Source organism: Kiritimatiellia bacterium, assembly GCA_026417735.1.
Classification (GTDB): Bacteria; Verrucomicrobiota; Kiritimatiellia; order PWTM01; family PWTM01; genus CAACVY01.
On record JAOACR010000018.1, the window covers coordinates 1 to 22,368 of the forward strand.

The following is a 22,368-nucleotide window of genomic DNA, read 5'->3' on the forward strand; positions in this document are numbered from 1 at the left end:
GCGTACTGCGAAACGGACCGGGCGATCGGGGTCGCCTCCGGCCTCGACGCGTTGAAGCTCGCATTGCGAGCTCTTGAGATTGGACCGGGCGATGAGGTGATCACCGTCGCGAATAGCTTCGTCGCCACTGCGCTGGCGGTCTCCGCTGTCGGCGCGCGCCCGGTGCTCGTGGACTGTGAGCCCGAGGGGTTCACCATCAACGTCGCGGAGATTGAGGGGGCGATCACATCCCGCACGCGCGCGATCCTGCCAGTGCACCTATACGGTCATCCGGCAGAGATGGATGCGATCCGCTCGATCGCCGCGCGGCACGGTCTGGAGGTGGTCGAGGATGCGGCGCAAGCGCACGGTGCGCGGTACCGCGGCCGGCGTTGCGGGTCGCTGGGGCGTATTGCGGCCTTCAGTTTTTATCCCGGCAAGAATCTGGGCGCCTACGGGGATGGGGGTGCGGTGACGACGAACGATGCCGCGCTGGCCGACCGCGTTGCAACGCTGCGCAACTACGGCTCGAGGGTGAAGTACCGACATGAGGTGCTTGGTGAAAACAGCCGGCTGGACACGTTGCAGGCGGCGGTGCTGAACGCGAAGCTGCCGCACCTGGATCGGTGGAATGCGGCGCGACGGCGCATTGCGGCCCACTATCGCGATCTGCTCGCGGGGGTGGGTGATCTGCGCCTCCCCGTGGCTCGCTCAGAGGTGGAACATGTCTGGCACCTGTATGTGGTCCGCACCAGCCGTCGCGATGCGCTGTTGGAGTTCCTGCGTGCGCGCGGGATCGGCGCCTTGATCCACTATCCGATTCCGATTCACCTGCAGCCGGCCTACCGCGGCTACGGTTGGCGCGTGGGCCAGTTTCCCATCGCCGAGCAACTGGCGCGGGAGGTGCTTTCGCTGCCGATTTATCCGGAGATGACGGAGCCGCAAGTCGAAGCGGTGACGGCGGCAGTCCGCGAGTTCTTCGACCGTGGCGGGTGAGCAAGGGCCGACAGTTCAGCTCTGGCGGTGGCGGGGCTCGGCTGGCGGAGGGGTGGGGGAACCTGCCACCGCGGCCGGTGTCACCGTGGGGGGGGAAGAATCGCTCGAGGGGACGGGACCGTCGGCACGCCCGCTGAGGATCACCCAGGCGGTCTTCCAGAGAATGGCGAGGTCGAGCAGCAGATTTGCGTTCCGGGCGTAGTAGATGTCGTACAGGATCGAAGTGCTGTACGGCATCGTTGGGTCGTGCGCCGCATGCACCTTCCAGAGGCCGGTGCAGCCAGGTTTCACGCGGAACCGCGTTTTTTGCCACTCGTTTTGAAGATTATATTCGGAGGGCGGCAAAGGTCGCGGGCCAACCAGCGACATGTCACCGCGCAACACATTGAACAGCTGCGGCAACTCGTCCAGCGCCCACTTGCGCAGGAAGCGACCCACGGGCGTGACCATCGAGGCGTTGACCAGTTTCGTCGGCATGGGTTTGTCGGGGTTCGCGTACCCTTCCGCCAGTTTCGCGGTGCGAGTCATGTCCCGATCTGCCCCGACGTACATGGAACGGAACTTGTAGAACCGGAACGGACGCCCGTTCATGCCCACTCGTTCGCTGACGTACAGGATGGGTCCGGGCGAGGAGAGCCGCACCGCCAGCGCGATCGCCAACAGCAATGGCGAGAGCACCACGATCGCCAGCGCCGAGGCCACCACATCGAACAGCCGTTTCTGCAGCAACACGACGGGCCCGCTCTGAATGCTCCGCATGCGCAGAAACGGGATGTCGAAGTACGTGTCAGGATCCAGCCGCGAAGCGAGCGGCCGCGTCCGATCGGTGTGCACATCGACCCATCCAAACACGTGCACACACCGTTCGATCGCGTCCAGCAGCGCTTCCGGTGTGGTCTCGTCCGCGATCAGCACCGCGCCCTCAAGGTTGTAGAGGTCGACGAGGCGTTCGAGCTGGTGGAGCGAGCCGAGCACCGGAAGGCTGTCGGCGACTTCCTCCCCGGGCTTGCGGTGCTCGTCAATGAAGCCCACCACATTGAGGAAGACCCGGTGCTTTTCTTGCCGCACGCGGCGCGCAAAGGCGATGCTCGACTCGTTGACCCCCACCAGCGCGATCCGCCGGTGCAATGCGCCGCGCGCGGCGAATGCCAGCAGGGCGGGGAACACGAGGAGGCGATTGGCGCCGGTCGCAAGCAGCGTAAGTCCGCCCCACATCAGGATCACGAGCCGGGACTCAACGAAGAGCGACGACTTGGTTAGGTACTGCAGGATCAGATACGCACCGAGCAGCACGCCGATGGCCTTCACCAACTGAACCGCGGTCCAGGATCGGGACAACCAGACGCGGCGCTGATACAGCCGGTAGGCGCGAAACACCAGCGGCACCCCCACCGCCGCGAACAGGGCCACCAGCGCCACTTCCGGCAGAAGATAGCCCTCCCGGATCTCGATCACGTTGATGAACGGTCGGAACCGAAGGCGCATCGCGACGCCGAACGCGCCGAAGACGGCCGCAACGTCGGTGAGCACGAGGTAAACAACCGCGCGGCTCCAACGCTTGAGAGCCCAACCCATTGCAAAAACATTACGCCGGAAAGGAGTGTGCGTCAACGATCCGAGGCTCTGGCCGCCGGAGCGGCCCGCCGCGGTTGCACAGGGGGGGGCGGAACGACAGGATAGATTTGCAGAGCGGGAATCGATGAATCTTCGGCGATGGTGGGCGAGCGCGCTGGCGATGCTGGCGGCAGATTCCGTCGTGTTACTGGTATCGCTGCTGGTGGGCGACGGCGTTATGCGATGGGTCGCCGGTTCGCCGATCGCGCTGCGCTACAGCCTGTTGGTGATCCCCGCCTGGTGGCTCACCGCGCTGTGGAGCCGGACCGCACCGGGGTGGGGGCTGAATGCGGTTTCGGAGCTTCGAAAGCTGGAGCAATCGCTCGCACTGTTGTTCGGCTTTGTCGCCGTAGCGGTGTTCGTCGGACGAATGGGCGATGCGGCAAGCCGTGGTTCGTACCTGATCGCCTACGCGTCGGCGGCGGTGCTGATGCCGGCGACGCGGGCGGGATTGCGCGCGTTCCTCTCGCGACAGCCGTGGTGGGGTGCGCACGCGGTGCTATACGGGCATGGCCCTCTCGCGGAGGCGATCGCGCAGGTGCTAATCTCCGAGCCGGCGCTCGGCTATCGTCTTCGGGGCGTTTTCGGCGTGGAAAGCATTGCCGGCCTGCCTCGCCTTGGCGGTCTGATGGATGCGGCACCGGAGGTGGACACCGCGTTTTTTGTGGACCAGAACCTCGATGCGACGACGCGAGAGCGTCTGATGGAGGGCCCGCTCGCGAGCTATCGCCGGCTGATCGTGCTGCCCGACGTGCTCGATGCACCGTCAGTTTGGGTCGAGCCACGGGATTTTTCTGGAATTTTAGGGCTGGAGGCCACCAACAACCTGCTGGATCTGCGGGCGCGGGCGTTGAAGCGGGCGATGGACTTGGTCATTGCGCTGGTGCTGGCGCCCGTGTGGGGAGGGCTGCTCGGGCTGCTGGCGCTGCTTGTGTGGGCGGGCGACCGCCATGCGCCGTTCTTCTCGCAAGAGCGAGTGGGACGCAGTGGCCAACGGTTCCGAATGTGGAAGCTGCGGACGATGGTGCCGGACGCCGAAGCTCAACTTGCGGAGCGCCTCTTGCGCGATCCCGAGCTGCGGCGCGAGTGGGAGCAACGGGGGAAGCTCGCGCGGGACTGGCGCATTACGCCGGTGGGCCGGTTTCTGCGGCGATGGTCGCTCGATGAGCTGCCGCAGCTGTGGCATGTGCTGCGGGGGGAGATGTCGCTGGTGGGCCCGCGCCCGCTGCCGCCGTCTCATCACGCCGCGCTTTCGCCAACCGCGCGTTCGCTGCGTGAACGTGTGCGACCCGGCATGACGGGCCTCTGGCAAATCCGTGGCCGCAGCGAGACCGACGCCGACACCCTCGGCCGCTGGGACGCGTACTACGTTCGCAACTGGTCGGTCTGGCTCGATGCGATGATCCTCGTCCACACTCTGGGGGCGGTGCTGCGCGGTGATGGCGCCCGGTGAGCTGCCGCCCGTCGCGGCCGGATCCCAGGTCGGCAACGGACCGCGCTTTGACGTGCTTGGGGTGCGGATCAGCGCGGTAAACCTGGACTCCGCCGCCCAACAGATTCTCGACACGGTGCTCAGCGGGCGCATCGGCCACGTTTGTGTAACCGGCGTCCACGGAGTGATGGAGTGTCGGAAGGATCCTGTGCTGCTGGAGATTCACAACCACTCCCTCCTCACGGTGCCGGACGGAATGCCGTTGGTCTGGATTGGACGACGGTGTGGCCAGCGGCAGGTTGGCCGGGTGTATGGTCCCGATCTTGTCCGGGATCTGCTCCGCCGGTGTTCGACTGCCGATGAGTTGCGATCGGCCGGCCACTTTTGGGCGGGGACGACGCAGCAGCGTTTGGAGCAACTGGTCGAAACCGTTCGGCGCGAATGGCCCGGAGTTCGGATCGCAGGATGCTGGGCCCCGCCGTACCGACTACTGGAGGAGGCCGAATGGCAGTATTTTGTGCGGCGTGTGAGGGAGACGGACGCCTCGCTCGTATGGATCGGCCTCAGCACGCCCCGACAGGAGCGTGTGGCGGCCGAGCTTGCGTTGCGGCTTCGCCGGGAACGACGAGAGTCCAGCAGGGGGCGGGGCGTCGTCGTGATCGGTGTCGGCGCCGCGTTTGACATCCTGGCGGGGGCAAGACGCGACGCGCCTCGATGGATCCAGCGGTCGGGCCTCCAGTGGGCATATCGGCTGCTCCAGGAACCCCGCCGGTTGGCGCCTCGATATCTACGGATCGTTCCGGCATTTCTCTGCGCATTTGCGATCGAGCAGTTGCGGCGTCGCCTCCGCTGAGCGCGTGAGCGTGTGCTCTCTCCTGCGGTGCACGTTCGACTTCGCCCATGTTTGCTGGCTGCAGCGAGGGGAATCAGAGGGAGGGATTGCCGCCGCCGCAGCTTTGGCGGTGCCGCGGCAGACAGCCAGTGGATTGGGCGCGAAGTTGCCTGCCCATGTCCGCACCCATGAATCCAGAACCGCGGCGAGGCGTGCTTGACAGCGCAAGAGGGCGGGGTCATCGTGCGGCGCACTCGCAATCGCGGAGTGTCTGCATGAAGCGGATCCTTTGGGTCACGGTGATCAGTCTGGTTTGCGCAGGCAGTGCCAGCGGCCAGCGTGCGCCGATCCCGACGCTTGCGCGCGATCCTTACGCCGGTGCAATTGTAGTGGACGCGGCGGACGGCATGGTTCTGTTCGAAGACCGCGCGGACGCACCCGGCTACCCCGCCAGCATGCTGAAGCTGATGGGGCTGTTGCTGGTGCTGGAGGACGTTGAGGCGGGCCGCCGCAGGCTCGACGAGCCGGTGACGGCGACCGCGGAGGCGGCGAGCATGGGGGGATCGCAGGTCTATCTCCGGGAACACGAAGTCTTCCCGCTAGACGAACTGCTGTACGCGATGATGATCCAGTCGGCCAACGACGCGGCGGCAGCGGTGGCGATTCACTGTGCGGGGTCGCGCGCGGCGTTCGTCGAGCGCATGAACCGGAGGGCCGCGGAGCTGGGCATGACGGCGACGAGATTTTATTCCGTCCATGGGCTGCCCCCAGCAGCGGGACAGTCGCCCGATGTCACCACCGCGCGCGACTTTGCGCGGTTGTGTCTCTACCTGGCACGACGACCGGCCGTCTTCCGTTACACCTCGGTTCGCACGCGGCCGTTCCGGGGCACAAACATGGTGATGCAATCGCACAACAACCTGCTGGGTACGTTCCCCGGCTGCGACGGCTTCAAAACGGGCTACTTTCGCGCGGCGGGCTATTCGATCGCCGCCACTGCGCAGCGCGACGGGGCGCGGGTGATCGCGGTGGTCATGGGATCGACCACGAAGGAGGGACGCGATCGCGTCGCCCGCGAACTACTGAATCGGGGGCTTGCTTCGGCGAAGCGACCCGCTGCCGGTGCCCCGGCGTCGCCGATCCCGCAAGCTTCGACCTCCACCGTCGTCTCCTCCTCTGCGGGCGCAGCTCCGTTGTCGACTGCGACCGCAACAGTGCCGACGCGCGCGACACCCTCCGCAGACACACCTCGACGACACCGTCGAGTGTGGCCCGTCTTGTTGGTGGGGGCGGCGATCGCTGCGGCGTTGGTCTGGTCATATCAGCGACAGCAATGGGGCCGATGATTGCGGGGGAGCCGCAAGCCGTTCCGCCTGACCGCCGGCGACGGCGTTGGCCGACGCCGGCCACGGTGGACGCGATTCGACGGTGGCGCTACTGGCCGCTCGATCTGTGGGAGGCGCTCACGGGCCGCCGTCCTCCGCTGATGCCTCCGCGTCGGCTGCGGTTCGTTGGCGAATCGGATTTTGAAGCCACGGGCCGTGAGTTTCTCGAGCTCTTTGTGCGGTATGGTGGCCTGACGCCGACGGACCGCGTCCTGGACGTTGGCTGCGGAATTGGCCGGATGGCGATTCCGCTCGCGACCGTTTTGCGCCCACCGGGCCATTATCTCGGATTTGATATCGTGCGGGCGGGCATCCACTGGTGCCAGCGCAACATTTCGGCGCGCTTTCCGCATATGCAGTTCGTTCATGCCGACGTCTTCAACTGGCACTACAATCCGAAAGGCCGAATTCGCGCGGAGGCGTACCGTTTCCCCTGTCCGGACGGCGATCGCAGCTTCGTGGTTCTGACCTCGGTGTTCACCCACATGTTGCGGCCTGCGGTCGAACACTATCTCGACGAAATCGCGCGCGTGCTGCGGCCGGGTGGGCGTTGCTTCGCGACGTTCTTCCTGCTCACGCCGGAGTCGGAGGCCGTGATCGAGCGCGGTGGTGGACAGGTCCGGTTCGCCGAGCGGTTCGGCGAGGACCGTGTGGTCAGCCGCGAGGATCCGGAGGGTGCGATCGCGTTTCCCGAGCGTTACGTGCGGGGGGCGTTCGAGAGGCGAGGGCTCCGCATTCGAGACCCGATTCCCTACGGTCGCTGGGCGGACCGCGACGGTCCGACGCTGCAGGACATTGTGGTGGCGGTGAACGAGGGCCCGTCAGCGGCGATCTCAGGTTGAGCCGATGTGCAACATCTGCATCGCTTCTGCTGCGACGCGGCTCGGGTGCAGGTTGCGCAGGCAGGCGTGATCGCCGCGCGCGCATCGATCGGACAGGCACGGCATGCACGGAAGGGGCGGCACGCTCAGCACGCGGGAGCGTGCGCCGTAGGGGCCAGTGCGGACCGGGTCCGTGGGGCCGAAGAGCGCCAGCACTGGCACCCCCAGTGCGGCGGCCAGGTGCATGGGGCCGGAGTCGACGGTGATCGCGAGGTCCGCGTGGGTGAGCAGACTTCCCAGCTGCGCGAGCGAGGTGCGGCCCGCGAGATTGATCACGCGTTCTGCCGGCGCAGTGCCGGCGGCGATCGCCTCGGCCACCGGGCGGTCCTGTTCCGAGCCGATGATCCACACCGTTGCGCCCTGTGCCAACAGTCGCGCCGCGAGCGCGTGGAAAAACTCGACCGGCCAGTTTTTTGTTGGCCATCTTGAGCACGGTACCAGCGCAATCCGTGGTGGCGGGCCTGGCGGTACGCTCGGTGGGAATCGCAGCGGAAACTCGACGGGCGTCTCTGGCCAACCGAGCCAGCGAATGAGGTCGGCGACCTCCAACACCGCGTGGCGGTTTCGGTTGGGTGGCCCCGCGACGGCCGTGTAGAGCCACCGAGTGCCCTCCCGCGCAAAGGAGGGTCCCACCCGCAGCCGCGCGCGAGCCAGACATGCCGGGACCGCGCTCTTCAAAAGGCCCTGTAGATCGGCCACCAGATCGTATCGTGCGCGCCGCAGATCCCAAAAGAACCGCCAGCGATCCCGTAGGCCACCGCGGCGTGGGAAGAGCAGGATCCGGGTGACGTCCGGACAGGCACGTACGAGGTCGGCGAACTCGGGCTGGACCAGCCAGTCCACCTCGGCGCCGCTGACCGCTCTCAGGTTGTGGACCGTCGGCAGCGCGTGGACGACATCGCCGAGAGAACTGAGTTTGACCACGAGAATCCGCCGCACATCGGCGGGCGCTGGAGGGGACGGCCTCACGGCTTTGGCGCGCCGCCGGAGCGACGCCACCGCAACACAAGAGAGCGGCGCGCGTCCGGCAGCACAATCGAGGGACCAGCCGCTGCGATCGTCACACGGCGGTCGGCCCACGGGTCGTACAGCACAATGCGACCGTCGGGTGGTCCCCCGCCCAACGGCTCGAGTGGCACGCGCAAGCCGATGAGTGAGGGGGCGGGGTCGCCGCGCTCCAGCTCGGCGCGCCAATCGGCACGACCGTCGCGGCACCATGCCAGCGCGGTGCGGCGACCGATCAGCGCGTACACGCGCAATGGTGGCGCTGCGGTCCACACCACCGGCTGGGGCGCTTCGGTGATGGGGTCAAACTCTTCCACCGCGGCCGCAAATCGCCCGAAATGCCACCAAAGATTCAGTTCGGCGACGTACTGGTCCCAGTGCCACGGCTGGCCGCTGCCGGCCGCCCCCGCGAAAAACGGTGCGAACAACACATCGTGCAGCAGCGTGCCTTCGCGGTCCCGTCCGTACAGCCGAAACGGGCCGGAGTGACGCGGCTCCACGGCGCCGCCCTCCGCCAGCAGCAGCGGTCGGTCGGTGGTCATCGCGGCGAGCTCCGTCACCGCGTCAGCCACCAGCACGTCCATCGGCCCGTGACAGACGACCAGGCCGGTGCCCAAATTCAAATAGCGGTGAACCTGCGCAACGTCGTTGCCCTTCATCACCGAATAGCGGCGGTACAGGGATCGGTCGCCCTCAGACTCGAGGCTGCCGAGGCTCTGCATCACGAGGTGGCGGGGGAACCGCCGCCGCGCCTCGGCAAGCATGTCGGCGGTCCACTGCGCTTGGCTTGCCGGCGAGCCGCGGGCGGCGTTGATTTCGTTCCACAGTTCCCAGCCGAAGATCTCGGGCCGGTCACGAAAGCGTGCGGCCAGCCAATCGAGCCGCGCCAGATACAGACGCCGCCCGATGTCTCCGTTCCACCACTCGTCCATCGACCGCAGCGGTCCGCCGCGGGAAACGTGGTACATTGCGCGCAACGCCCATGGCTGGCGCGCAGACGCGGGGTCAATCTCGCGGAAAAAGTCGAGTGTGATTTTGACGCGCACTCCGCGGCGGCTGCAGAGCTCCAGCAGCTCGCCAAGGCGCTGCGCGATCGTTTCGTCGAACACGCCGGGCGCGGTTTCGGGACACCACCAAGAGTGCCAGAGCCAGATGCGGATCAAGTTGCCGCGATGGTCCGCCAGCGCATTCACCCAGCCGGCCATTGTCTCGCGCTCCCGCCCGCGACCGTGGTGCAGTGGATGAACCATGTTCAGGCCGTTCGGAATGAAGGGACGGCCATCGGTGGTCTCGAAATACCGGGGATGCCGGGGGCTCACGCGGATGAACTCCGCGGCCGGGGTGCGGGCGCCCGCGACGGGCAGAACCACTAGCGCCACCAGCAGCCGGACCGACGGCGGAGCCCGCACGAGTCAGTCTCCTTCCCATCGCGTCAGCCGCCGCACTTGGCGGCGACGCCACCATCGTTGGAACAGCGACTGGCGCCGGTAGGGCGGCGGACTCACGATCACTTCATCGACGGGATCCATGGGTTCCTCCCCGTCTCTCCAACCCCACCACTCGTGCATGCCGCTCCACCACGATGAGAACAGCTCCTGGTGCAGCGTTGCCTCCCATTCCATGCGGGCGGCGTGATAGAGGAACAGACCGAGCGCGGCGGTCAGCAACGAGACTGGTGGCCAGAGTGCCCAAAGCACCAGCGCGATGGCGAAGCCCTGGCCGATCCACGCCGCCAGACGTGTTGCCGCCAGCCGTCCGATCCACGGCGACAGCCATGCGCGAAAGATGCGGCCGCCGTCCATCGGGAACGAGGGGATCAGGTTGAACAGCGCCAGCATCAAATTCACCCGCTGCAGTTGCTCCAGCAGGGCCGCGGCCGCGGAACTGGGCGCCACGCCGTTCGGTCCGCGCAGGATCGCGCACAGCGATGCGAGCGCGAAGCTCACCGCCGGCCCAGCCGCCGCGATGCGGATCTCGTGGCGTGGGGAGCGCGGCAGACAGTCCATCCGCGCCATTCCACCGATCGGCAGCAGCACGATCTCCTGCGCACGGCAGCCGTAGCGCAGCGCCACCAGCGAGTGGCCGAGTTCGTGGAGCGCAACGCTGCCAAACAGGCCGGCCATCAGTGCCAGCCCCAGCGGCCACAGGGACAGCGGAAACTGCAGCAACATCAGCGGCAGCGCGATCAACAGGGTGCCGTGCAACCGGATCGGAATGCCGGCCACTCGCGCAAGGATCACACCGTGCCAGTTCACGGCCGTATGCTGACGGAGGCGGCGGACCACGACAAGCTCCGCGGCGGCGGATTGGAGCGCGGCCGGCAGTCTGATAAGGATCGGTCATGAACGCGATTCGCATTCGGCCGGCGATCGCGGCCATGACGGGTTACACGCCCGGCGAGCAGCCGCGCGAACCGGACATCATCAAGCTGAACACGAACGAGAATCCTTATCCGCCCTCGCCCGCGGTGGTCCGCGCGCTGCGGGAGTTCGACGTCGCCTCACTGCGGCGATACCCCGAGCCGATGTGCGACGCCTTGCGCGCGCGCATCGCCGAACTCCATCGCGTGCGGGCCGAACAGGTGCTGGTGGGGAACGGTTCGGACGAACTGCTGGCGCTGTGCGTGCGCGCGCTGGTGCCGCGCAATGCAGCGATCGGGTGGTTCGAGCCGTCGTACTCGCTGTATCCGGTTCTGGCGGCGATGGAGGAGCTGCGAGCGGTGCCCACCGAGCTGGGACCGGACTTCGAGTGGCGCGAGCCCGTTGTGGACGACGTCGCGCTGTTTCTGCTCACCCATCCGAATGCGCCAACGGGCTGCACGTATCCGGCGGAGGCGATCGAGGGCTTTCGCGCGCGATTTTCCGGGATTCTCGCGGTGGACGAGGCCTACGTGGATTTCGCCACGCGGGACCTAATGGGGATGGTGGGGAAGGACGATCGCACACTGGTGTTCCGCTCGCTGTCCAAGTCATTTTCGTTGGCCGGGCTGCGGTTGGGCTACGTGGTCGGTCCGCCGGATCTCATCCGTGCGATGGCCACCGTGAAGGACTCCTACAATGTTGACCGACTGGCCGCGGCGCTGGGTCAGGCGGCGCTGGGCGACCTCGAGTGGATGCGGCAGAACGTTCGGCGGATCCGCGCGACCCGCGAACGGGTCCGCGCCCGGCTCCACGAACTCGGCTGCCGCGTTTGGCCCTCGGAGACGAACTTTCTGTGGTTCCGGCCGGCGGGGCGACCCGCGGCGGAGGTGATGGCTGAGCTGCGGGCGGCCCGAATCCTGGTGCGATATTTCCCGGGTCGGCGGACTGGCGAGTGTTTGCGCGTGACGATCGGCACCGATCCGGAAATGGACACGTTCCTGGGCGCAATGGAACGGATCCTGTGCGCGGGGAAGGGGTGAAGGCGGGCCCAGCGCCGGGCCGGTCGGCGGGGCGAGGCTCAGGGCGGGGTGACGGGTGTGTCGCCGAACAGCCGCGCGAGCGTGGGCTCCATCGCGCGTGCCCAGATGCGGTAGCCGGTTTCGTTCGGGTGCAGGAGATCCGGCATGATGTCCCGCGACAGCGTCCCGTCCGGCCGCAGGAGTTCGCGGTTGATGTCGAGGAACACGACGTGCTCGCCGTCGGCCATTGCGCGGAGCTTTTCGTTCAGGCGATCGTTCAGGCGGCGGAGCTCGCCTTCGGGCGTTTCCTCGCGCGGAAACACTGCCAGCAGCAGCACCCTCGCGTCGGGCATGCGGCGGCGCAACCGTTCGAGAATCAGGCGGATCCCTTCCGCGGTGTGCTCGGGGGGGTCCTTCCGGTGGCCGGTGTTGTTAGTACCCAGCATCATGACGACGACTTTGGGCGTCTGTCCCTCGATCTCGCCGTTGTCGAGGCGCCACAGCACGTGTTCGGTGCGATCGCCGCTGAACCCCAAGTTGAACGCGTTGCGGTGGCCGTAGTAGGTGTCCCAGATTGCCTTCGCCTTGGTCTCCCAGCCCTGGGTGATCGAGTCGCCGATGAAAATCAAATCGTGATTTCGTGCGCGAGCCTCGGCGACGCGCGCCTCGTGGCGGGTGCGCCACCACTCCTCTTTCAGACGATCCGCCGGGCGGGTCGCGGGCACGTCCAGCGGCGGCGTGGCGGCGATCGCCGTGATGTCGGCCAGAAGAATCCAGCAGGCCACTGCGGGCAGCAAGGGCGTCAGCATTTGAACAACCTCCAAATAATCTTGCATTCTATGAGCCAATGCGGCGTGCGGCAACGCCGCGCCGGGGGAGAGATGGCCGCAACGGAGTTTGGAGGATGAAACCTGCGCGGTGGACCTGGCTTTTGGGGGCGGTGCTGGGAACGGGCTTTCGTGCGCTGGCGGGTGCGGCGACTCCGGACGCGCCCTGGCAGGCCGGATACGGCGTGAACATCCACTTCACCGACGCGCGGCCGGGAGAGCTGGAGATGCTGGCGGCCTCCGGCTGCCGGTGGGTGCGCATGGATCTGACGTGGGGGCGCACGGAGCGGGTGCGCGATGTGTATGACTTTGAACCTTATGATCGGCTGGTGCGCTCGCTCGAGCAGCACCAGCTCCGCGCGCTGTTCATCCTGGACTACGGGAATGTTCTTTATGATGGGGGGCTGGCCCCTCACACCGAGACCGGCCGCGCCGCGTTCGCGCGCTGGGCGGCCGCCGCGGTCGCCCGCTACCGGGGACGCGGCTATTTATGGGAAATCTGGAACGAACCCAACCTGCGGCAGTTCTGGAAACCGGAGCCGAATGTCTCCAACTACGTTGCACTGGCACGCGCGGTGGCGCGCGAGGTGCGGGCGGTGGCGCCGGGGGAGCGGTTGATTGGCCCGGCGACCTCTGGCATCGACCTCGAGTTCGTCGAGGGCTGTCTGCGGGGCGGGGTGCTGGAGGACTGGTGGGCGATCTCTGTGCATCCCTATCGGCAGACGGAGCCGGAAACGGTTGTCGCCGACTATGGTCGGCTGCGAGATTTGATCCGCCGGTATGCGCCGGCCGGCCGCGACGTGCCGGTCCTTTCGGGAGAATGGGGGTATTCCACTGCGTGGCGCGGAATCGATGCGTCGGCACAGGGGATGTTTTTGGCCCGCCAGTGGCTGGTGAACGCCTCCGTCGGAGTACCGCTTTCTATCTGGTACGACTGGCGCGACGACGGCGTCGACCCGGCGGACGCCGAACATAATTTCGGCACGGTGCGATACCGGTGGCAACCGGGTTGGCCGCCGTTCGAGCCGAAGCCTGCGTGGTATGCGATGCGGGGTTTTCATCGCGCGCTGGATCGCTGCCAGTTTGTACGGCGCATTAGCCGTCGCCGCGTCACCGGCGCCGCAGATCCTTCAGACTGGCTGCTGTTGTTCCGAGGTGCGGACCAATGGCGGCTGGCAATGTGGACGACCGCGACCGGCGGTCCGGCCGTGGTGCGGGTACCGGGTCTGCGCAAGCTGTGGAACCATGTGGGACAGGAGATCGGCCCCCTCAACGCCGGCGAACTGGAGGTGCGGCTGACCACCGCTCCGCTCTATGCGGAACTTGATGCTGCAGTCGCCGCGGAGCTGTGCGGTCCGAGCCCGTGGGACTGGAGTGACGCGCGGATCGGGTCGGTGGAGCTAGGCGTCGGTGCGGACGGTACGCTGCTGGCCGAGCTGCGCAAGAGCCATGGGGCGGCAATGTGCGGCAGGCTGCGGGCGATCGCCAGCGGCCGGACGAATGAGCTCGAGTGGGCCGCTGGAGAGGGCGCCAGCGTGGTGCGGGCCGCGCCATTGGCAATTTCGGCGGATACACCGGTCGCGCTGGAGGTGGTGCGGGACGACGGCGTGATCATCGCGTTGCGCTCACCGCTCAGCCTCGTGCGTGTCGCCGGCTGGGGCGAGATGCCGCTGCGGGTCGCCGCGAACACTGACCGTCACCCCCCCCTCCCGCACCAGATCGGCCTGCAGAGCCTGCCGGCTCCTGCCGACTGCCCGGCGGCACCGGGCGGTGCGGTCAGGATCTCGATCGCAACCGAGGCTGGGTTCCAATATTTTCCGGTGACCATGGAGCGGCCAGAGGACCGGCGGGTCGCCGGCCGGCCCGCCGCGTTGGTGGCGTGGGCGAAGGTGGAGGGAGATTCGCTACGGTTGACCTGTCGTCTCGAAGATTCTAGCGGCGAAGTGTTTCAGCCACCCGCTGTGCAGCTGCAGCCGGCCGACGGCTGGCGGCTGGTGAAGCTGCCGTTTGTCGGCAGTGGCGTAGGCCGGTGGGGTGGCGACGGCGATGGCGTTCTGACCCTCCCCCTGCGATGGCAGGCAGTGCTGCTGGTGGACCGGGACCACGCCCGGGCGCAGACGGGCGCGGTGGTGGTGGCGGGGGCGGCGTTGTTGTATGAGGAGAGCGGACCGCGCTGAAGCGGCGTGATTGGCGGAGGATGGGTGATGAGCCTCAAGGTGCGAACGGCGGGGGCGGCGATCTGGCTGGCGATTTCGACCGCGGGGGTGGCCGACCCGACCAATGCGCCGGCGGAGCCGCCTCGCCCGCCGAGCGAGCGGAACTTCGCGCGTCTACTGGGCGACGCGCTTGCCGGCGCCATTGAACGCGCGGTGCCGTCAGTGGTGCAGGTCAAAGTCGCCCGCCACGTGAAGCGCGCGGTGGTTGATCCCCAGAGTGGCGAACTGAGGGATGCCGAGGGCGTCGCGCTCGGGATCGGTTCCGGCTTTTTCTTCGATGACCAGAATCGAGTGCTGACCGCTCACCATGTGGTCGAGGGCCGGCGGGTCGAGATCGTGGTGCAGACGCATTCCGGCGAAGTGCTGCCGGCGCGGCTGGTCGGTGCGGACCCGAACACCGACCTGGCCGTGCTCGCGGTGGAGGCGCCGGAGGGACGGCGGTATCCGCCGTTGGTGGCGGGAGACTCCGACGCGGTGCGGGTCGGCGAGATCGTCATCGCGCTCGGCGCGCCCCTCGGGTTGGAGAACACCGCCACGTTCGGGATCGTCAGTCAGAAGGGACGCAGCGTCGGCAAGCTCACCTATGAGAGCTTCATCCAGACCGACGCCTCGATCAATCCCGGCACCAGCGGCGGGCCGGTGCTGGACGCGGATGGCCGCTGGATCGGTGTCAGCGTCATGATCGAGACCACCGCAGAGAATGCCGGCAACGTCGGCATCGGTTTCGTGGTGCCCTCCGCGATCGCAAGGCGAGTGGCGGAGATCCTCGCACGGCATGGGCAGATGGTCCGGTCGTTCATCGGGATCGCACCGGAGCAGATGGTGCCCTCCGCGACGCCCCTGCCGGCGGGGCTCGCCGAGGCGGTGCGGATCGCGAAGGTGACCGCCGGCTCCCCCGCAGAGACCGCCGGTCTGAAGGTGGGGGACATCATTCTGCGCGTGGATGGCCGCCCGACGCCGACGCTCAACGAGCTCAAGAAGTACATGCATGTGCACGAGCCGGGCGACAAGGTCAGGTTCGAGGTGCTGCGCGACGGCACGGAGCTGACGATCGAAGTGACCGCGGGCGCGCCGCCGTCCGCCCGCTAGCGGCGCGCTCGGCGGCAGCGGGCTCGGATTGACGCGGCCGCGGCATCCCCCTACTGTGCTGGTCCTTTACACAACGGGAACTCCGGTGCCATGATGCGAAGCCATCACTGCGGAGAGCTCAGGCGGGAGGATGCCGGCCGGGAGGTGGTGCTCTGCGGCTGGGCGGACACAATCCGCGACCACGGCGGCCTGGTCTTCATTGACCTGCGGGATCGGTACGGAGTCACCCAGGTGGTGTTTGACCCGCGGGATTCCATGCAGGCCTGGACGCTCGCGCAGCAGGTGCGGCCGGAGTATGTGATTCGCGTTCGCGGTGTCGTTGAGCCGCGCCCGCCGGACATGATCAATCCGAAGCTCGCGACCGGCGACATCGAGGTCCGATGCGCTTTCATTGAACTTCTGAACCGGAGCGCGACGCCGCCGTTCCCGCTCGAGGACGCGGCGTCCGAGAAGGTGGGCGAGGAGCTGCGGCTGACCTACCGGTACCTCGACCTGCGCCGGCCCTCGATGCAGCGGAACCTGCAGATTCGGCACGCGGTCGTGATGGCCGCGCGCCGGTATTTCGACCGGCTCGGATTTCTCGAAATCGAAACGCCGATTCTGACAAAAAGCACGCCCGAAGGGGCGCGCGACTACCTGGTGCCGAGCCGCGTGAACCCCGGACTCTTCTACGCACTGCCCCAGGCGCCCCAGCAGTACAAGCAACTGCTGATGATCGCGGGGCTTGACCGATACGTGCAGATTGCGCGCTGCTTCCGCGACGAGGACCTGCGCGCGGACCGGCAGCCCGAGTTCACGCAGATTGACGTGGAAATGTCGTTCGTGGAGCCGGAGGATATTTACGCGCTGGTGGATGGTCTGCTCGCGGAGCTTTGTGCGGCGGCCGGTCGGCCGGTGCCCTCGCTGCCGCTGCCCCGCATGACCTATGCGGAGGCGATGAGCCGGTATGGCAGCGACAAGCCCGATCTCAGGTTCGGGATGCCGATCACCGATTTGACGGACATCTTCCGGGAGAGCGGGTTAAAGGTCTTCCAGCAGGCCGTCGCCCGCGGCCATGTGGTGAAAGCGATCAACGCGAGAGGGCTGGAAACGGTGCCGCTGCGGGTGACCGATGAGTGGACCGAGGCGGCGAAGGCGGCCGGATTCGCGGGGCTGGCACACATCCGGGTGCAGCCGGACGGCAGCTGGAAGTCGCCGATCACGAAGTTTCTGAGCGAGGGCGAGCGGGCGGCACTGCAGCAGCGGCTCGACATCCGGCCGGGCGATCTGGTGTTGTTCGCCGCGCACGAGGCGGCGCGCGTGCACGCGTTTTTGGGGCGTCTGCGGCTGGAGGCCGCCGGCCATGCGAACGTGGTCCGACCCGACGCGATGGCGTTCACCTGGGTGACCGAGTTCCCGCTGTTCGAGCTCGACGCGGAGGGCCGGCTTTCGCCGATGCACCACCCCTTCACCGCTCCGCATCCCGACGACGTGGGTCGGCTCGAGAGCGATCCGCTGAGTGTTCGCGCCCGCGCGTACGACATCGTGCTGAACGGCGTCGAGCTCGGCGGCGGCAGCATCCGGATCCATCAGCCGGACCTCCAGCGGGCGATGTTCCGCCGGCTCGGTCTTCCCGAAACGGAGATCGAAGAGCGATTCGGTCACCTGCTCCGCGCGCTCGGCTTCGGCGCGCCGCCTCACGGTGGCATTGCGCTTGGTCTGGACCGGTTGGTGATGCTGCTGACCGGTGCCGCCTCGATCCGCGACGTGATCGCGTTTCCGAAGACGCAGAAGGCCGTGGATCTGATGATGGGCGCGCCGTCGAGGCCCGATCCGCGCCAGTTGCGGGACGTGCACATCCGCACGCTGCTGGAGCCCTGAACCGTGGGCGGCGCTCCGCCGCCTGTTGCCCCAGCCGGCCGTTTTGACGTGTTCGAGGCGTTCAGCGGCGGCAGGCGGAGGGGCGTTTTTTCTGCGGGAAAACCGGCAGCCCGCTTGTCGCCGCCGGCCGCGCCCTCTGTGGTTCCTGGGGTGGGTGGGTCGCCGACCCGGGGTGCCCGCCTTTGAAACGATGCGCACCGCGGGGGTCACCGGCTACGAATGGTGGCGGGCTGGCCGTTGGGACGCACGCCCGAGGGGGGTAGTGGTGATGCGATCCTCCTGGGTGTGTCTGCCGCCTGGAACTTGCGACGGAATTCGAGGGGGGTACACCGGTACATCGCGCGGAACTGGTGGTGGAAATGCGACAGGTTGTTCCAGCCCGACGCGAACGCGATCGCACCGACGGGTTCCTCGGTTTCCGCGAGTCGCCGGGCCGCGTGGTTCAGCCGGACCTCGGCGACGAAATGGCTGAAGGTGCGGCCAGTAAACCTGCGGAACTGACGGCAGAAGGTGGCCCGGCTCATGCCCAGTTCAGGCAGCAGTGTGTCGAGCTGCAGCGGTTCGGCGAAACGTTCGAACGCGATGTGCACCGCGGTTTGGATGCCGCGGTAGGGCGGCGCGCGCCGTGACGTTGGCACAGGAGCACGGGCGATCGGGCGGCAGTCACGGCGGGGCCAACGCGCAATCGCGGCCAGTACCGCCAGCAGCCGCGCGATACGGTCGGGGCCACGTGCGCGCTCAAGGGCGCGCAGCGCGCGGAGCATCGCGGGCACGCCGCGGCCGCTGAACTGAACGCCGCGCGCCGCCGCCCGCCAGGTCTCGCCCAGGGCGGCGAGTTCGCCAAACCGCGCCAGCGTGTCCTCGAACTCGGGGCCCATCTGCACGGCGAAGCCCGCCGTCGTGCCGGCCTCGTGCCAGTAGTGTGGCAACCCTCCGCCGATCAGCACGACGTCCGGTGCACGGAACGATCGGATGTCATCCCCAATAAACCGCAGTCCCGAACCTCGCACGATCGCGGTCAACTCAGTGTGCGCGTGGTAGTGCCAGCGGTCGCCGGCACCCGCCAGCGGGTGCGCGCGTCCCGCGGCATCCACCACTTCCACCTCCCGGAGCGAGCGGCGCCATCGCAGCAGCCGGAACGAGTCCCCCGGCAGCAGCTGAATGTTCTCCGCAAGCAGTTTCATGTGGAGCGCTGCGCCCGCATGAGACTTTAGCACACAATTTTGATCCGGGCGGACAAGACCACCGTTGGCGCCGGTGGCAGCATCGGGACCGAGGCGGCCGGGATGGGCTCGGTCGCCCCTGGAGACGTGAGGTGATGAGCGGACAGTATCGCTTCTCGTTTGGACCCTGGAACCTCCATGAGGGCGCCGATCCGTTCGGTCCGCCCGTGCGGCGCAGCGTGCCGATGGCGGAGAAGTTCCGCCTGTTCAAGCCGCTCGGGTTCGACGCGGTGCAGTTTCACGACGACGATGTGGTGCCGGAGATCGAACAGCTCGACGCGGCGGGCATTCGACGGCGCGCCGCGGAGGTCAAACGACAACTGGATGGCGAGGGGCTCGCCGCGGAGTTCGTCGCGCCCCGACTGTGGGAGGACCCGCGCACGATTGACGGCGCGTACACCTCGAATGACGCCGCCTGTCGGCGCTGGGCGATCGAGCGCAGTCTGCGAACCATCGATATTGCGCGCGAGCTCGGCACCAGGTTGGTGGTGGTCTGGCTCGCCCGGGAGGGCACCTACCTCAGAGAGGCGAAGGACAGCCGCCGCGCGGTGGCGCAGATCGTGGAGGCGATCGACCGGATGCTGGAGTATGACCCGGAGATCCGGATTGCGATTGAACCGAAGCCCAACGAGCCGATGGACCACGCCTATATTCCGACCACTGGTCATGCGATGGCGATCGGGTATCTCACGCGCGATCCGTCGCGCGTTGGGGTCAACATTGAGACCGCGCACGCCGTGCTGGCGGGGCTGGATCCGTCGGACGAAATGGGCTTTGCGCTCGCGTTTGACAAGCTCTACACGGTCCATCTGAACGACCAGAACGGCCTGAAGTTCGACGAAGACCGCAGCTTCGGCAGCGTGGATCTGCGGCGCGCGTTCAATCAGGTCCGCGTGCTGGACCGCCACGGATACGGCCGCCGCGGCGAGTATGTCGGGCTGGACGTGAAGGCGTTGCGCACCCAGCGCGGCGAGCCCGCGACGCAGCACCTTTCGAACAGCCGCACGTTCTTTCTGATGCTGCTGGACGTGGTGCGCAGCCTGAACGCGGCGGAGGTGGACCGTCTGATTGCGGAGCGGAACTACGAGGAGCTCGACCTGCTGATCATTCGTGCGCTGATGGGGCGCCGCTGACGCGCGGGGAGCTTGGCCGATGGCCGCGGACGTGCTGGTGCTCAACACCGCGGTGCTCGATCTGCGCAGCCGCGGGTTCGACTTCGTGGACGCGCTGGTCGGTGCCGGCGGGCTGGCGAAGTGTCCCCTCGAGGCGCTGCCGCACCTGGCGCCGGAGGAGATTTTTGCGCTCGACCGCGAGGGTGGGGCGACGGCGGGCGGCTGTGGCAACGTCGCGCCGCTGCTTGCCCGTGCCGGGCTGCGGGTGGCGGTCGGCGCGATGCTTGGCGGTGGGCCGTTTCGCGGGCTGGACGCGGCCGGCCGCATATTTGCGGACAAGCTGGCGGCCGCGGGCGTGGACCTATCGGCGATGGTCACCCACCCGACACTCCCGACTGGCACCACCTTCATCCACTTGGTGCCGGCGGGAGAACGGGGCGGTATCGCCTATTTTCCGAACGCGAACGACGACTTTGATTTTGAGATCTTTCGTGCCCACGTGAAACGGTTGCGCCCGACGGTGGTGCACTACATGTACTCCGGTCTCTCCGCGCGGGGCGATGCGGACGGCGGGCGGGACCTGGCGCGTTTTCTGGCGGACTGTCGCGCGCTGGGGGCGATGACCGTTGCAGACAGCCACACGCTGGCCGGCAATCCCGCCGAGATCATTCGCCGGCGCGAGCCGGTGCCCGCCTACCGTTTGCTCGAGCCGCTCTGGCCGGAGCTGGACGTGTTGTTCACGTCGGCGGACGAGGCGCGCATGATCCTGAACACGCTCGAGCCCACGCATCGGCTGCCGCTGGAGGACACGGGGGCGCTCTGCCGCGGGTTTCTGGACTGGGTGCTGCCGCGCGCGATGCGGTGGCGCGATCCGCCGCGGCCGCGACTGTTTGGGGTCACTGTTGCGAATGGCGCCTGGGCTCGCGCGGTGGGCGCCGATGGGGTTGCGAGCGAAGTGGTGTTTGTGCGCTCACGGTTTCTCGCCGGCGAGGTGGTGGACCTGGTGGGGGCCGGGGACGCGTTTCGTGCGGGTGTGATCGCGTGGCTGGCGCGACACGCGCAGGATTTTCGCGCGGGCCGGCTCGCGTTGGAGGAGGCGGTTCAGCTGGGCAATCTCACCGCTTCGCTCTTCATCAAGGCGCCGCTTCGCGATCGGTGCGCCTACATCGCGCCACTGCCCAGAATGCTGGAGGTGGTGCGGGGGGGGCGCGTGTTCGACGACCTTCCAACGTTGCTAGCGGCGTTGGGAGTGGACGAGACGCAGCAGGGGTGAGCCGGACGCTGGTCGGATTTGGTTTCGGACCGATTCAGGCGGGGCTTTTTGTGCCCACCGCGCGGGCGGAGGGGTTCGACCGGATCACGATCGCGGAGATTGACCGCGTACTGGTGCGGGCGTTGCGGGAAAGCGGCGGTACATACGTCGTGAACGTCGCGTATTGCGACGGGCTGGAAACGCTGACGATCACGGGCGTCGAGGTGCTCGATCCGAGTGACGGGGCGGATGCGGCGGTGTTGGACGCGCGATTGCGCGCGGCGACGACGGTGGTGACCGCGCTGCCCTCTCCTTCCGTGTACGGGGCGGGTGGCCCGCGTTCGGTTGCGGCGCGGATCGCGGCGGCGCTGTGCGCGGAGGGGCCGCCGGTGGTGGTGTACGCCGCGGAGAACCACCCGGATGCGCCGCAACAGCTAGCGGCCGAGGTGGAGCGTTACGTGCCCGGGGGGGCGTTCGCTCGGCCGACGGCGTTTGTCGGCACGGTGATTGGCAAGATGAGCCAGACGCTCAGCGGCGAGGCGTTGCGGACGCGCACGGCGTTGGTGCCGGTGACACCGGACCTGGACCGTGCCTTTCTGGTGGAATCGTTTCACCGGATCGTCGCCGGCCCCGTGCCCGCGGTGTGTGGGCGGGGGCGGATCCTCGCGTTTCGCGAAGAGGAGGAGCTGCGGCCGTTCCAGGAACTGAAGCTGTATGGTCACAATGCGGCGCACCTGCTGCTGGGCCTGGTCGCGCGCGCGCTGGGACGGCGCCGGATGCCAGAGCTGAGCGGGTGCGGGGCCGCGATCGCGGCGGCGCAGGCACTGATTGACCGCGAGTCCGGCGCCGCACTTCGGCGCCGGTGGCCATCGGTGGGCGGCGAACTCGCTTCGTCGGACACATTGCAACAATATGCCGCAGACCTCGTGCACCGGATGATTTGCCCGTGGTTGGACGACGCGGTCGGCCGGGTCCTTCGCGATCTTCCGCGCAAGCTGGCACGGGACGACCGCATCTTTGGCGCGCTGGCGGTCTGCGACCAGCATGATGTGCCTGCGCCGAACCTCGAGGCGGCGGCGCTGGGCGGTCTGGCGGTCTGGCGGGCGGAGGCCACCGGCGGGGGAGTGAGCGCCCCACTCACCGTCGAGGGCGTCGAGGCGGCGCTGCGGGAGCTGTGGGGCGGCGGGGTGGAAGCCGCGGAGCTTCGAAGTTGGGCGGTCCGGCTGCTCGCGGCCCAATCGCGCTGGCAGTCGTGGCTGGCTCAGGGCGGCGACTGAGCGAGGAGG

General features: G+C 67.7%; 17 protein-coding genes and 2 pseudogenes. 13 read left to right on the forward strand and 6 right to left on the reverse strand.

Annotation, left to right across the window (positions count from 1 at the left end; genetic code table 11):
* On the forward strand, nt 1-975 hold a 975-nt coding region (locus tag N2652_09155), incomplete at its 5' end, for a DegT/DnrJ/EryC1/StrS family aminotransferase (protein ID MCX7819357.1).
* A gap of 15 nt (nt 976-990) precedes the next feature.
* Here the strand turns inward: N2652_09155 and N2652_09160 are convergent.
* Entirely contained in the window at nt 991-2,550 is a 1,560-nt protein-coding gene (locus N2652_09160) for a sugar transferase (protein MCX7819358.1), read from the reverse strand.
* A 124-nt stretch (nt 2,551-2,674) separates the two neighbouring features.
* Here N2652_09160 and N2652_09165 point away from each other — a divergent pair, with 124 nt between their 5' ends.
* From N2652_09165 to N2652_09180, 4 genes are all read left to right on the forward strand, one after another.
* Complete coding sequence (locus tag N2652_09165; protein MCX7819359.1) at nt 2,675-4,042, forward strand: exopolysaccharide biosynthesis polyprenyl glycosylphosphotransferase; 1,368 nt, start codon at nt 2,675-2,677, stop codon at nt 4,040-4,042.
* Nucleotides 4,029-4,874: a WecB/TagA/CpsF family glycosyltransferase gene (locus N2652_09170; protein MCX7819360.1), complete on the forward strand. Its 846-nt coding sequence runs from the start codon at nt 4,029-4,031 to the stop codon at nt 4,872-4,874. The genes N2652_09165 and N2652_09170 overlap by 14 nt, the downstream gene beginning before the upstream one ends.
* 254 nt (nt 4,875-5,128) lie before the next feature.
* Nucleotides 5,129-6,199: a serine hydrolase gene (locus N2652_09175; GenBank protein ID MCX7819361.1), complete on the forward strand. Its 1,071-nt coding sequence runs from the start codon at nt 5,129-5,131 to the stop codon at nt 6,197-6,199.
* Nucleotides 6,187-7,080, forward strand: a complete 894-nt coding sequence (locus N2652_09180; GenBank protein MCX7819362.1) for a class I SAM-dependent methyltransferase — start codon at nt 6,187-6,189, stop codon at nt 7,078-7,080. Before N2652_09175 ends, N2652_09180 begins: the two co-directional genes overlap by 13 nt.
* On the opposite strand, the gene N2652_09185 is transcribed toward N2652_09180, so the two are convergent.
* Genes N2652_09185 through N2652_09195 form a run of 3 tightly spaced genes read right to left on the reverse strand, consistent with a single transcriptional unit; the run spans nt 7,072 to nt 10,379 of the window.
* Nucleotides 7,072-8,088 (reverse strand): glycosyltransferase family 9 protein, encoded by a 1,017-nt coding sequence (locus N2652_09185; protein ID MCX7819363.1) that lies wholly within the window; start codon nt 8,086-8,088, stop codon nt 7,072-7,074. The two genes, N2652_09180 and N2652_09185, sit on opposite strands and share 9 nt — an antisense overlap.
* Complete coding sequence (locus N2652_09190) at nt 8,085-9,533, reverse strand: hypothetical protein (GenBank protein ID MCX7819364.1); 1,449 nt, start codon at nt 9,531-9,533, stop codon at nt 8,085-8,087. Before N2652_09190 ends, N2652_09185 begins: the two co-directional genes overlap by 4 nt.
* 3 nt (nt 9,534-9,536) lie before the next feature.
* Nucleotides 9,537-10,379 carry a site-2 protease family protein gene (locus tag N2652_09195; protein MCX7819365.1) on the reverse strand — a complete coding sequence of 281 codons (843 nt, stop codon included), beginning with the start codon at nt 10,377-10,379 and terminating at the stop codon, nt 9,537-9,539.
* An 86-nt stretch (nt 10,380-10,465) separates the two neighbouring features.
* On the opposite strand from N2652_09195, the gene N2652_09200 reads away from it, so the two are divergent.
* Nucleotides 10,466-11,524, forward strand: a complete 1,059-nt coding sequence (locus N2652_09200) for an aminotransferase class I/II-fold pyridoxal phosphate-dependent enzyme (protein ID MCX7819366.1) — start codon at nt 10,466-10,468, stop codon at nt 11,522-11,524.
* 38 nt (nt 11,525-11,562) lie between these two features.
* Here the strand turns inward: N2652_09200 and N2652_09205 are convergent, their stop codons facing one another.
* Nucleotides 11,563-12,312, reverse strand: a complete 750-nt coding sequence (locus N2652_09205) for a GDSL-type esterase/lipase family protein (protein MCX7819367.1) — start codon at nt 12,310-12,312, stop codon at nt 11,563-11,565.
* A gap of 278 nt (nt 12,313-12,590) precedes the next feature.
* Between N2652_09205 and N2652_09210 the strand changes: the two are divergent.
* The 4 genes and pseudogenes from N2652_09210 to aspS all read left to right on the forward strand — a co-directional run bounded on the left by N2652_09210 (nt 12,591) and on the right by aspS (nt 17,495).
* Nucleotides 12,591-13,046 (forward strand): annotated as a pseudogene (locus N2652_09210) (hypothetical protein).
* A gap of 1,382 nt (nt 13,047-14,428) precedes the next feature.
* A pseudogene (locus tag N2652_09215) lies at nt 14,429-14,596 on the forward strand (RNA-binding protein).
* The gene (locus N2652_09220; protein MCX7819368.1) at nt 14,535-15,635 is read left to right on the forward strand and encodes a trypsin-like peptidase domain-containing protein; all 1,101 of its coding nucleotides are present in this window, start codon (nt 14,535-14,537) and stop codon (nt 15,633-15,635) included. Before N2652_09215 ends, N2652_09220 begins: the two are co-directional and overlap by 62 nt.
* Nucleotides 15,636-15,725: 90 nt before the next feature.
* Nucleotides 15,726-17,495, forward strand: coding sequence for an aspartate--tRNA ligase (gene aspS, locus N2652_09225; GenBank protein MCX7819369.1), 1,770 nt, complete (start codon nt 15,726-15,728; stop codon nt 17,493-17,495).
* A 206-nt stretch (nt 17,496-17,701) separates the two neighbouring features.
* Here aspS and N2652_09230 read toward each other — a convergent pair whose 3' ends face one another.
* Nucleotides 17,702-18,679 (reverse strand): AraC family transcriptional regulator, encoded by a 978-nt coding sequence (locus N2652_09230; protein ID MCX7819370.1) that lies wholly within the window; start codon nt 18,677-18,679, stop codon nt 17,702-17,704.
* A gap of 134 nt (nt 18,680-18,813) precedes the next feature.
* Here N2652_09230 and N2652_09235 point away from each other — a divergent pair, with 134 nt between their 5' ends.
* From N2652_09235 to N2652_09245, 3 genes are read left to right on the forward strand one after another with little or no spacing between them, the layout of a single operon-like run.
* Nucleotides 18,814-19,851 carry a TIM barrel protein gene (locus N2652_09235; GenBank protein ID MCX7819371.1) on the forward strand — a complete coding sequence of 346 codons (1,038 nt, stop codon included), beginning with the start codon at nt 18,814-18,816 and terminating at the stop codon, nt 19,849-19,851.
* Nucleotides 19,852-19,870: 19 nt separating this feature from the next.
* Entirely contained in the window at nt 19,871-21,103 is a 1,233-nt protein-coding gene (locus N2652_09240; GenBank protein MCX7819372.1) for a carbohydrate kinase family protein, read from the forward strand.
* The gene (locus N2652_09245) at nt 21,100-22,359 is read left to right on the forward strand and encodes a hypothetical protein (protein MCX7819373.1); all 1,260 of its coding nucleotides are present in this window, start codon (nt 21,100-21,102) and stop codon (nt 22,357-22,359) included. Before N2652_09240 ends, N2652_09245 begins: the two co-directional genes overlap by 4 nt.
* Nucleotides 22,360-22,368: the final 9 nt, after the last annotated feature.

Bases quoted from the DNA above. Each gene is read 5' to 3' on its own strand.
- N2652_09200 (MCX7819366.1), top strand. From the start codon at position 10,466: ATGAACGCGATTCGCATTCGGCCGGCGATCGCGGCCATGACGGGTTAC.
- N2652_09180 (MCX7819362.1), top strand. From the start codon at position 6,187: ATGGGGCCGATGATTGCGGGGGAGCCGCAAGCCGTTCCGCCTGACCGC.
- N2652_09230 (MCX7819370.1), bottom strand. From the start codon at position 18,679: ATGAAACTGCTTGCGGAGAACATTCAGCTGCTGCCGGGGGACTCGTTC.
- N2652_09220 (MCX7819368.1), top strand. From the start codon at position 14,535: ATGAGCCTCAAGGTGCGAACGGCGGGGGCGGCGATCTGGCTGGCGATT.
- N2652_09240 (MCX7819372.1), top strand. From the start codon at position 19,871: ATGGCCGCGGACGTGCTGGTGCTCAACACCGCGGTGCTCGATCTGCGC.
- N2652_09160 (MCX7819358.1), bottom strand. From the start codon at position 2,550: ATGGGTTGGGCTCTCAAGCGTTGGAGCCGCGCGGTTGTTTACCTCGTG.
- N2652_09170 (MCX7819360.1), top strand. From the start codon at position 4,029: ATGGCGCCCGGTGAGCTGCCGCCCGTCGCGGCCGGATCCCAGGTCGGC.
- N2652_09205 (MCX7819367.1), bottom strand. From the start codon at position 12,312: ATGCTGACGCCCTTGCTGCCCGCAGTGGCCTGCTGGATTCTTCTGGCC.
- N2652_09235 (MCX7819371.1), top strand. From the start codon at position 18,814: ATGAGCGGACAGTATCGCTTCTCGTTTGGACCCTGGAACCTCCATGAG.
- N2652_09165 (MCX7819359.1), top strand. From the start codon at position 2,675: ATGAATCTTCGGCGATGGTGGGCGAGCGCGCTGGCGATGCTGGCGGCA.
- aspS (MCX7819369.1), top strand. From the start codon at position 15,726: ATGATGCGAAGCCATCACTGCGGAGAGCTCAGGCGGGAGGATGCCGGC.
- N2652_09175 (MCX7819361.1), top strand. From the start codon at position 5,129: ATGAAGCGGATCCTTTGGGTCACGGTGATCAGTCTGGTTTGCGCAGGC.